This window comes from Pseudonocardia nigra (assembly GCF_019396355.1).
Taxonomy (GTDB): Bacteria; Actinomycetota; Actinomycetes; order Mycobacteriales; family Pseudonocardiaceae; genus Pseudonocardia; species Pseudonocardia nigra.
Window position 1 is genome coordinate 1 of the sequence record NZ_JAHKRK010000258.1, and the last position, 9,690, is coordinate 9,690.

General features: G+C 74.1%; 10 protein-coding genes and 1 pseudogene. 5 read left to right on the forward strand and 6 right to left on the reverse strand.

Annotated features, from left to right (window positions below):
* Positions 1-117 precede the first annotated feature (117 nt).
* The 4 genes and pseudogenes from KME75_RS36430 to KME75_RS36445 all read right to left on the reverse strand — a co-directional run.
* A pseudogene (locus KME75_RS36430) lies at positions 118-270 on the reverse strand (ATP-dependent Clp protease proteolytic subunit); the annotation flags it as partial.
* 236 nt (positions 271-506) lie between these two features.
* Positions 507-1,394, reverse strand: a complete 888-nt coding sequence (locus KME75_RS36435; protein WP_219419495.1) for an alpha/beta fold hydrolase — start codon at positions 1,392-1,394, stop codon at positions 507-509.
* Positions 1,394-2,302: an AurF N-oxygenase family protein gene (locus KME75_RS36440; protein WP_219419496.1), complete on the reverse strand. Its 909-nt coding sequence runs from the start codon at positions 2,300-2,302 to the stop codon at positions 1,394-1,396. Before KME75_RS36440 ends, KME75_RS36435 begins: the two co-directional genes overlap by 1 nt.
* Positions 2,299-3,228: an SDR family NAD(P)-dependent oxidoreductase gene (locus KME75_RS36445; RefSeq protein WP_246633545.1), complete on the reverse strand. Its 930-nt coding sequence runs from the start codon at positions 3,226-3,228 to the stop codon at positions 2,299-2,301. Before KME75_RS36445 ends, KME75_RS36440 begins: the two co-directional genes overlap by 4 nt.
* A gap of 55 nt (positions 3,229-3,283) precedes the next feature.
* Between KME75_RS36445 and KME75_RS36450 the strand changes: the two genes are divergently transcribed.
* Both KME75_RS36450 and KME75_RS36455 read left to right on the forward strand, forming a co-directional pair.
* Positions 3,284-3,970 carry a TetR family transcriptional regulator gene (locus KME75_RS36450; RefSeq protein ID WP_308283408.1) on the forward strand — a complete coding sequence of 229 codons (687 nt, stop codon included), beginning with the start codon at positions 3,284-3,286 and terminating at the stop codon, positions 3,968-3,970.
* On the forward strand, positions 3,963-4,292 hold the full coding sequence (locus KME75_RS36455) for a DUF4873 domain-containing protein (RefSeq protein WP_219419498.1): 330 nt from the start codon (positions 3,963-3,965) through the stop codon (positions 4,290-4,292). Before KME75_RS36450 ends, KME75_RS36455 begins: the two co-directional genes overlap by 8 nt.
* A gap of 93 nt (positions 4,293-4,385) precedes the next feature.
* Here KME75_RS36455 and KME75_RS36460 read toward each other — a convergent pair whose 3' ends face one another.
* Together KME75_RS36460 and KME75_RS36465 are read right to left on the reverse strand one after the other, a co-directional pair.
* Positions 4,386-4,613, reverse strand: a complete 228-nt coding sequence (locus KME75_RS36460; RefSeq protein ID WP_219419499.1) for a DUF3107 domain-containing protein — start codon at positions 4,611-4,613, stop codon at positions 4,386-4,388.
* A 103-nt stretch (positions 4,614-4,716) separates the two neighbouring features.
* Positions 4,717-5,385 carry a ferritin-like fold-containing protein gene (locus tag KME75_RS36465; RefSeq protein ID WP_219419500.1) on the reverse strand — a complete coding sequence of 223 codons (669 nt, stop codon included), beginning with the start codon at positions 5,383-5,385 and terminating at the stop codon, positions 4,717-4,719.
* A 278-nt stretch (positions 5,386-5,663) separates the two neighbouring features.
* Here KME75_RS36465 and KME75_RS36470 point away from each other — a divergent pair, with 278 nt between their 5' ends.
* From KME75_RS36470 to KME75_RS36480, 3 genes are read left to right on the forward strand one after another with little or no spacing between them, the layout of a single operon-like run.
* Complete coding sequence (locus KME75_RS36470; RefSeq protein WP_372452747.1) at positions 5,664-7,406, forward strand: DEAD/DEAH box helicase; 1,743 nt, start codon at positions 5,664-5,666, stop codon at positions 7,404-7,406.
* A 10-nt stretch (positions 7,407-7,416) separates the two neighbouring features.
* The gene (locus tag KME75_RS36475; RefSeq protein WP_219419502.1) at positions 7,417-8,691 is read left to right on the forward strand and encodes an Rv3212 family protein; all 1,275 of its coding nucleotides are present in this window, start codon (positions 7,417-7,419) and stop codon (positions 8,689-8,691) included.
* Positions 8,692-8,731: 40 nt separating this feature from the next.
* Entirely contained in the window at positions 8,732-9,544 is an 813-nt protein-coding gene (locus tag KME75_RS36480; protein WP_219419503.1) for an oxygenase MpaB family protein, read from the forward strand.
* Positions 9,545-9,690 lie beyond the last annotated feature (146 nt).

The following is a 9,690-nucleotide window of genomic DNA, read 5'->3' on the forward strand; positions in this document are numbered from 1 at the left end:
AGCTGTTGCGCATCTCGCGCGACACGCGGTCAAGCACGAATTGAGACCGACTCGTGATCAAGTGCTCGACGTACCCCTCATGTCACGAAGAGCAGTCACCATTCAGACTTGTGAATAAGCCCCCGGGTCCTCGGCGGCGAGCAACAGCAGTTGAGCGATGACTCGATTCGCGAGCGGGTCGTCGACCTCACCGGCGAGCACCACGATCCGTTCCCGGAGCAGGCGGTCGAACACCGAATCGTCGAGGGTGGCCGTTGCTGCGCTGGTCATGTGGGTGTTCCTTTCGGGTCCCGGCCATTCGGACGGCGGGTGCCGAGAAGGCAGTGAAAGCGCCTCGTCGGATCGCGTGTCCGGGACGCTATCGCGGCGCACTCCACGAAATCGCCGCTCTTCGCGGTCGGTGAAAAGTTCGCCCACGGCGAAATCTCGCACGGAAATGCGACATTCACGACGGCGCCGCACCCCCCTCGACGAGTGGATGCGGCGCCGGCCCGTTCGTCCGCGGGTCAGGACGCGAGCGGGACCGCTCCCCGCACCAGCGCGCCGATCCGGGTCGCGACCTCGCTGACCCGTTCCACGGGCAGCATGTGTCCCGCGCCCGGGAAGACCGTCAGCTCGGCCGACGGGAGCGCGGCGGCGATCCGCCGGGCGGCGCGGACCGGGGTCAGGCGGTCCCGGGTGCCGACGAGCACGACCGTCGGGATCGCGGCGAACGCCTCCAGCGCGGCGTCGCGCTCGTGGGCGTCGAGCGTGGGCCGGAACCCCGACAGCGTGAGCGGGCGGCAGGCGGCCACGGTGTCGAAGGTGATCCGCCGGGCGACCGGGCCCGCCTCCGGCCCGAGCAGCAGCCACCGCAGGCCCGGGGCGAGCAGGCGGGGGCTGCCCAGCGTGGTGCGGTCCGCCCACCGGCGCGAACCGTAGATCCGCTCCTCCGCGGCCCGGACCAGCGCGGCCTGCCGCGGCGGGAGCCCGAACGGCTTCTCGGTCAGGCCGCCGCTCGCCGTGGCGACCAGTGCGATCCCCGCCGCGCGCTCGACGAGGTGCGGGTGCCGCTCGGCCAGGGCCATCAGGGTCATGCCGCCCATCGAGTGGCCGCCGATCACGAGCGGGCCGTCCGGCGCGACCTCCGCGATCACCACGGCGAGGTCGTCGGCGAGCTGCTCGATCGTCATCGTCTCCGGCGTCACCGGGGACGACCCGCCGTGCCCGCGGTGGTCGTAGCGCACCACCCGGGCGGGCGCGGGCCCCGCGGCGAGCGCCCGGGCGACCGGACCCCACACCCGCAGGTCCAGCGTCCACCCGTGCGCCAGCACCACCGTGACGGGCGCGTCCGGCGGCCCGTCGACCTCGACGTGCAGCCGCACGCCGTCCGCCGTCTCCACCGAGCGGGCCATCAGATCAGGTGCGCCTTCCGCCAGAGGATCTCCGTGGGGCCGCCGATGATGCCCTGCTCGCGCAGGAACGGCACCAGCTTGCGCGCCGACCAGCGCAGCATCTCCTGGTGGTGCGGGTTGGCGAGCGCGGCCCTGCGGCCGACCTCCGGGTCGATCCCGACGGAGGCGTAGACGTCGCGGTGGATCAGGTTCCGGGCCACGACGAACGCGATCCGCGCGGACAGGTAGCGGGCGATCGTGCGCTGCGCGCCGTTGGTCTTCGGCATGATCCGCATCAGCTCCTCGCGGGCGTAGCGGACGTGCCGGGCCTCCTCCGTCACGTGGATCTTGTTGACCATCCGGGTGAGCGGCTGCACCTGGTCGTCTCGCATCGACTCGCGCTGGAGCTGGTCGAGGATCTCCTCCACGAACAGCGTGCCCGCGAACATCGCCGGGCCGTAGCCGATGGTCTTGAACAGCCTGCCCTGCTCGTGGGTGAGCTTGCGCGGGGCGTAGTCCGGCACGCCGAACCGCTCGGTCATCTTCGCGAACATGATCGAGTGCCGGCACTCGTCGGCGATCTCGGTGAGCGCGTACTGGATGTGCTGGCGGCGCGGGTCGCGGTCGTAGGCGTAGCGCAGCAGCATCTGCATCAGGATGATCTCGAACCAGAGCCCGATGCGCGCCACGCTGCACAGCTCGTGCACCGACAGGGTGCGCTGCTGCTCCTCCGTGAGCCCGTCCCACAGCTCGGTGCCGTACAGCGACACCCGGTGTGCGGGGATCCCCCACGCCCCGTCGACGAGCGGGGCCTTCCAGTCGATGTCGATGCTCGGCTCGTACGAGTGGTCCAGCGACGAGCGGAGCAGCCGCTCCGCGGTCGCCTCCCGGTCGTTCACGGCCTTGCTGCTGGCGGTCTTGACGTTCACGAGGCACTCCTCTCGCTGATGGGGACTGCGTTGTCGCGACCTGCGTTGTCGTGGCCCGGGTGTGAGCTGCTCGGCTGGGCACGGCCGGTCAGCCTGCTGACGAGGCCCGCGGCCAGTGGCGAGCCGTCCCACCGGCCCGCCGCCGCCTGCGCCCGGATGCGGCGGGCGACGCCGGCGCCGACGAGCCCGGGCAGGTGCCGCCCGAACCACAGCTCGAGGGCTCCGGCGCGGGTGCCCGCCGTGTCGCGGCGCGGCTTCGCCGCGGTGAGCGTGCGCACGACCGTGCCGACGATGTCCTCCACCTCCTCGCGGCGCACCTGGCCCTCGAGCGCGAGGCCGACCTCGCGGCCGGCGTCGTGGATCGGCGTGCGGACGTAGCCCGGGTAGACCGTGCTGACGTGCAGCTCGGTGCCGTACTCGAGGCGCAGCGCGTCGGCGTAGGCGGTCATCCCCCGCTTCGCGACGCTGTAGGCCGAGACGAACGGGAGCGTGAGGTAGGCGAGCTCGCTGGAGACGAAGACGACCCGGCCCTTGGCGCCGCCGCGCCCGGACCGGCCGTCCCGGAGCGCCGGGAGGGCGGCGGCGGTGACGCGCCAGGCGCCGAGCAGGTTCACGTCGATGACGCGCAGCGCGTCGGGGGCGAGCGGGCCGCCCGCGTCGTTCGGGGTGCCGATGCCGGCGTAGTGCACCACCGCGTCGAGCCCGCCGAGCCGCTCGACGGCCTCGGCGACCGCCGTGGTGACCGCGGCGTCGTCGGTGATGTCGCAGCCGATGACGTGCTCGCTCGCCACCCGGTCCAGGCCGACGACCCGGGCTCCCTGCTCGCGCAGGCGCATCGCCGTCGGGGCGCCGAAGCCGCCCGCGGCGCCGGTGATGAGCACGCGGCTGCCGGCACCGATGCCGGACCTCGCCGTGGTCCCTGCCATCGTCCCACCCTCTCGAGGCTTGCTGTTACCGCCGGTAACTGTTACCACTGGTACGGTGCACTCCGAGAAGCCGGCTGTCAAGCCCGGGCCCCCGTCCGACCGACAGCGCCGCCGCGCCGAGCGGCGGGGCGAGATGGTCCAGGCGGCCATCGATGCGGTGCGCACGCACGGACCCGCCGTCTCGGTCGCCGAGATCGCCGCGGTCGCGGGCATCACGAAGCCCGTGCTCTACCGGCACTTCACCGACCGCGCCGACCTGCAGCGCGCCGTCGGGCAGGAGGCCGCCGCCATGCTGATGGCGCGGATGGCCCCCGAGCTCGACCCCGATCGCGAACCCGCCGAGCTCGTCCGCGGGGTCATCGACGCGTTCCTCGCGGGCATCGAGGACGAACCGGAGCTCTGGCGGTTCGTGGTGCACCACCCGATCGAGCGGGCACCGGGCGTCGAGGTCGTCGACGACGCGCGCGAGCAGATCGCGCGCATGCTCGCCATGCTCATCGGGGAGCGGCTGCGGGGCCTCGGCCTCGACTCCGGCGGCGCCGAGGCGTGGGCGCAGGGCCTGGTCGGGATGGTGCAGAGCGCCGGGGACTGGTGGCTGGAGCGGCGGACGATGAGCCGCGGCGCCCTCACCGACTACCTCACCACGCTCATCTGGGGCGGGATGTCCGGCGTGCTCGGCACGACCGACGCCGGGGCGCCCCTCCGACTCGTCCCGCGAGAGACAGGGGAAAGCCATGGCTGACGACCACGACGAGCACGACGAGGGGTACACGGGGCCCGCGACGCTGACGGTCGACGGGCGCGACGTGCGCGTCCGGGCGATCCTCGACGCCCGGCACGAGCCGCAGGACGGCAGGCTGCACTGGTTCGGCCGGGTCGCGCCGGAGGACGGCGCAGGCGAGGACGTGCGGACCGCGCTCGGCAGCGCGAGCAGCGTGGAAGTGCGCACCGCGGGCGGCCGGGCCACGGCGCGGATCGGGGACGTGGACCCCTGGGGCCGCTATCGGGTGACGGGCGTGGGGCGGCCCCCGTTCACGCTCGAGGAGCCGGCGCTGGACGACTGACGCGGCCAGAGGCGCGACCGGAGCTGGTTGCAGCAAAGCCACTTTCACGCAACGTGGCTGCATGAAAGTGGCTTTGCTGCAATCCGGGGCGCGTCAGCCGATCGCGAAGCCCACCCGACCCGCCGCGGCGGGGGCGATCTCGACGTAGGCGATCTGCGCGGCGCGCACGAGGTAGCGCCGACCCTTGTCGTCCACGAGGCGGAGCAGCCCGTCCGCGCTCTTCAGTGCGTCGTCGACCAGCGCCTGGACCTCGTCCGGCGTCTGGTCGCTGGACACCACGAGCTCGCGCGCGCTCTCCGCGATGCCGATCTTGACCTCCACCGGGTGACCTCCTGGTCGTGTTGTCGGACTGGCCGGGCCCAGGCTAGTCCAGCCGCGCGCCCGCGGCCGCCGTCGGCACTCCGCCCTGGGCGAAACAGGAGGCTCAGGTCAGCCCGAGCTTCGCCATCCGTTTGCCGTGGTTGGACTGCAGCCGCTTGAGCAGGGCGCCGATCCCGGACAGGTCACCGGAGCCGGAGATGATGAACTCGGCGAGCTCGTCGCGTTCGGCCACGATGTGCTGTGCCTGCGTGACGGCCTCGCCGAGCAGCCTGCGGCCCCAGAGCGCCAGCCGGTCGTGCACCTGCCTGCTGCTCGCGCACGCGGCCTGCACCTCGCGCTCGGCGAACGCGCTGTGCCCGGTGTCGGCGAGGACCTTCTGCACCAGCTCACTGGTGGGCCCGGGCAGCCAGCCCGCGATCTCGCGGTAGAAGTCGGCGGCGAGGCCGTCGCCGACGTAGGCCTTCACCAGCGACTCCAGCCAGCTGCGGGGCGCGGTGGAGGCGTGGTAGGAGTCCCACGGCGCGACGAACGGGCGCATGGCGTCCTCGATCGAGACACCGAGGCCGCGCAGGTGCTCCTCCAGCATCGAGAAGTGCCCGATCTCGGCGGCGGCCATCACGGACAGGGCGGCCCGGCCGCCGAGCGTCGGGGCGGTCCTCGCGTCCTCGGCCAGCCGGTCGAACGCGGACAGCTCGCCGTAGGCCAGCACGCCGAGCAGATCGATCGTCGCCCGATCCGCTCCAGCCTGGTCCGCCGCCCGCGCAGTCACCATGCCCCGAGCGTAGTGCGCATTCCCGATGACGGGGCGGCGCACGTCACCCGGAGTGGCACTCGGCCCCGAACGTCCGAACGGGGTAGAATGGTCCGCAGCGCAGCGCCCACATGGGGTGCGCGCTCACCCGCGGAAGCCGGCGGGCCCCCTTTCGGGGAAGCACCGGCACCGCATTGACCTGGTGCGTGCAGCGCCTCGTCGGTTCTCCCAGCCTGGCGTCATCCGCCGGTGGTCGACGAACCGGCCCCGGCTTCTGTGCGCGGAGAGAGGCGATCATCCTGTCCGTCGAGCACGACACAATCACCGACATCGAGAACTCCACAGGCGCGGCCGACGAGACCGTCGAGGCCCACCCGCTGCAGGCGGGTGCTCCGGTCCGGCCCGACTCCCCCACCTTCGCCGAGCTCGGGGTCCGCCCGGAGATCGTGCGCGCGCTGGCCGAGGCCGGCATCGAGCGCACCTTCGCGATCCAGGAGCTGACGCTGCCGCTGGCGCTGGCCGGCGAGGACGTCATCGGCCAGGCCCGCACGGGCACCGGCAAGACCCTCGGCTTCGGTGTCCCGCTGCTGCAGCGCATCGTCCCGCCGGCCGAGCAGCCCGCCGCGAACGCCGACGGCGAGGCCGCCGACCGCACGAAGGACGTCCCGCAGGCACTCGTGGTGGTGCCCACCCGCGAGCTGTGCGTACAGGTCGCCAAGGACATCGCCGACGCGGGCCAGCACCTCGGCGTCCGCGTCACCGCCATCTACGGCGGCCGCGCCTACGAGCCCCAGCTCGCCGCCCTGCGCAAGGGCGTCGACGTCGTGGTCGGCACGCCGGGCCGGCTGCTCGACCTCGCCGAGCAGCGCCACCTCGTCCTCGGCCGCGTCAAGGCCCTCGTGCTCGACGAGGCCGACGAGATGCTCGACCTGGGCTTCCTCCCCGACGTCGAGCGCATCCTGCGGATGCTGCCCGAGCAGCGCCACACGATGCTGTTCTCGGCCACGATGCCGGGGCCGATCCTGCAGCTGTCGCGCACGTTCCTGCACCGGCCCACGCACATCCGCGCCGAGGAGTCCGACCAGGGCTCGATCCACGAGCGCACCAAGCAGCTGGTCTACCGCGCGCACGCGATGGACAAGGTCGAACTGCTCACCCGCGTGCTGCAGGCCGACGAGCGTGGGCTCACGATGATCTTCGCGCGCACCAAGCGCACGGTGCAGCGGGTGGCCGACGACCTCGCCGAGCGCGGGTTCGCCGCCGCGGCCGTGCACGGCGACCTCGGCCAGGGCGCCCGCGAGCAGGCGCTGCGGGCGTTCCGCTCAGGCAAGGTCGACGTGCTGGTGGCCACCGACGTGGCAGCGCGCGGCATCGACGTCACCGACGTCACGCACGTGGTCAACTACCAGTGCCCCGAGGACGCCAAGACCTACGTGCACCGGATCGGCCGCACCGGCCGGGCCGGCAAGGAGGGCGTCGCGGTCACGCTGGTCGACTGGGACGAGATCCCCCGCTGGAAGATGGTCAGCGACGAGCTGGGCCTGGGGATCGACGGGCCGGTCGAGACCTACTCCACGTCCGACCACCTCTACTCGGACCTCTCCATCCCCACGAGCGCCACGGGCAGGCTCCCGCTGTCGAAGCGCACCCGCGCCGGCCTCGACGCCGAGTACGTCGACACCGAGAACGACCACGGCGGGCGGCGCCGCAACGGCAAGCGCGACGGGCGCAAGCGCGACGAGGACGCGGCCGTCGAGCCGCGGCGCCCGCGCCGGTCCCGCACCCGCACCCGCAGCCGCGCGGGTGTGACGGTCCGCGGCGGCGCGGAGAACGGCGCGGACGACGGCGGGGCGAACGCGGGCACCGAGGAGACCTCGACCGCCGTCGCCACCGAGCCGTCGGCCACCGGTCCGGCCCAGGAGTCCGGCGCCGAGGGCGACCGATCGCGCCGGCGCAGGCGGCGCGGTGGCGCACGCAGGCGCGGCGCCGAGGTGAGCGCCGACGGGGGCGAGCAGTCGGCCCCGGACGCCGCCGCCAGCTGACCTCCCCCGGGTGAGCACCCCGTTGCGGTCGGAGCGGGCCCGTCCCGCCCGGCTGCGCCCAGAACGACGCCGCCGCGGCGATCTCGTCGCGGCGGCCGTTCTCGTGGTGCTGGTGCTCGGTGCGGTCGTCGCGGTGTGGCGCACCAGTGCCGTGGCGGGCGCCGATTCCGATCCTGCCGCGGTGGCGATCACCGCGCCTCCGCACGCCGACGGCGTGCCCGCCGGCTTCGCCGAGGCGTGGCGAGCCGCGAGCGGGGCCACGGCCGCACCCGTCGTGGCCGGTCCGGCCGTCGTCACCGGCGACGGCGGGAGTGTGCACGGCCGCGACGCGGTCGCCGGCGGCGTCGCCTGGAGCTACACCCGCGACCGCCCGCTGTGCACCGTGGCGGCCGGGTTCCCGGACTCCGACGACGGCCGCGGCCAGGTCCTCGCGCTGTACGAGGGCGGCACCAGCTACTGCAGCGAGCTGACCACGTTGCGCCCGGCCACAGGTGAACGGGTCGCGGCGAGCAACCCCGACGTCCGGCCCGGCACGCGGCTGCTGGCCCGCGGCGGTTTCGTCGTCGCCACGGGCAGCGAGTACCTCGAGGTCCTGCGCAGCGACCTCGTCAAGACCCTCGAGTACGGCGACGTGCCCACCCCGGTGCAGGTCGGCAGACAACCGCGGCCCGAGTGCACCTACGGCTCCGTCGTGCTCGCGCAGGAGCGCGTGGGCGTGCTCGAGCGGTGCCCCGGTGAGCCGACCGACCGGCTCACCGTGCTCGCCGCCGACGGTGAGGACGGTGCCGAGACGCCCCAGGAGGAGTTCTCGGTGCCGCTGCCGGCGGCCGGTGCCACGCTCGTCGCGCTCTCGGCCGACCGCGCGGCCGTCGCCCTGCCGGACCCGCCGCGGCTGCAGCTGCTCGACACCACGGGGCAGCAGGTCGGCCTGATCCCCCTCGACGTGCCGGACGCGGACCTGACCGGCGGCGCCGCCGTCACCGAGGTCACGCCCGACGCCGTGTACTGGTGGACCGGGTCGCGCACGGTCGCCCTCGACGCCACCGACCTCGCCCCGCTCTGGACGGCCGACGGAACGCTCGGCCCGGCGGTCCCCTACGGCGGCGGCCTGCTCGTGCCCGTGCCGTCGGGGCTGCAGGAGCTCGACCCGGCCACCGGCGCCGCGCTGCGGACCATCCCGGTCCGGCGCACCGATCCGCAGGCCCCGGTCCGGGCGGCGGCCGCAGGCGAGGTCCTGCTCGAACAGCGGGGCGCCGAGGTCGTCGCGCTGCGGCCCGCAGGCTGATCGAGTAGCGGCGAGGGCCGGCGGCGGTGACGCTGGTGGCATGAGCATCGCGTCGGACACCGCGGTCGGTGCCGCGGGCTACTTCCCGCCGGGCAGCGCCACCCGGAAGGTCATCGGCGATCCCGCCGCCCTGATCGGCGGCATCAGCGCGCTGTTCCTGCAGCCCCTGCACCCGCGCGCGATGGCAGGTGTGGAGCAGCACTCCAGCTTTCCGCGTGACTTCTGGCCGCGCCTGGAGCGCACCGCGGGCTACGTCACCACGCTGGCGTTCGCCGACACCGCCGCAGCGGACCGCGCGGCGGCCAGGGTGCGGGCGATGCACCGGCGGGTTCGGGGCATCGACCCGGTGACGGGTCGCCGGTACTCAGCGGACGACCCCGACCTGCTGCGCTGGGTGCACGTCAGCGAGGTGAGCTCGTTCTCCGCGGCCGTGCGCAGGCTCGGCCTGATCGACGCCGCCGAGGAGGACCGCTTCCTCGCCGAGCAGGTGCGGGCGGGCGCCCTGCTCGGCGCGACGGACCTGCCCGCGAGCCGCGCGGAGGTGGAGGAGTACTTCGACCGCGTCCGCCCGGAGCTGGTCGCGAGCCCCGTCGCCCGGCGCGCCGCGCGGCGGCTGGCGCTGGCGCCGCTGCCGCGCCGGATCGAGCTGCTCACCCCCGCCCGACCCGCCTGGACGGCGGTGGCCGCGGTCGCGATCGGCCTGCTGCCGCCGTGGGCGAAGGAGCTCTACGGCCTGCCGCGGGTGCCGGGCACCGCGTGGGCCACCGAGCTCACCACCACCGCGGGTCTGGCGGCGCTGCGGGGGGCGCTCCTCGCCGTCCGGCGCGTTCGGCAGTCCCGAGAGGCGAGCTGAACGTCGCACCCCACCTCCGTGTTGCAGCAAAGTCCCCCATGGCCTTCGGCCGCCACGAGGTATGAGAATCGGGTCGGGTCCGGCTGAGCTCGGTTGGCATTGGTGCGTCTAGCCCGAAGCAAAGTCTGAGGCCTGGGGGCCTTCCC

Bases quoted from the DNA above. Each gene is read 5' to 3' on its own strand.
- KME75_RS36480 (WP_219419503.1), top strand. From the start codon at position 8,732: ATGAGCATCGCGTCGGACACCGCGGTCGGTGCCGCGGGCTACTTCCCG.
- KME75_RS36445 (WP_246633545.1), bottom strand. From the start codon at position 3,228: ATGGCAGGGACCACGGCGAGGTCCGGCATCGGTGCCGGCAGCCGCGTG.
- KME75_RS36435 (WP_219419495.1), bottom strand. From the start codon at position 1,394: ATGGCCCGCTCGGTGGAGACGGCGGACGGCGTGCGGCTGCACGTCGAG.
- KME75_RS36465 (WP_219419500.1), bottom strand. From the start codon at position 5,385: ATGGTGACTGCGCGGGCGGCGGACCAGGCTGGAGCGGATCGGGCGACG.
- KME75_RS36455 (WP_219419498.1), top strand. From the start codon at position 3,963: ATGGCTGACGACCACGACGAGCACGACGAGGGGTACACGGGGCCCGCG.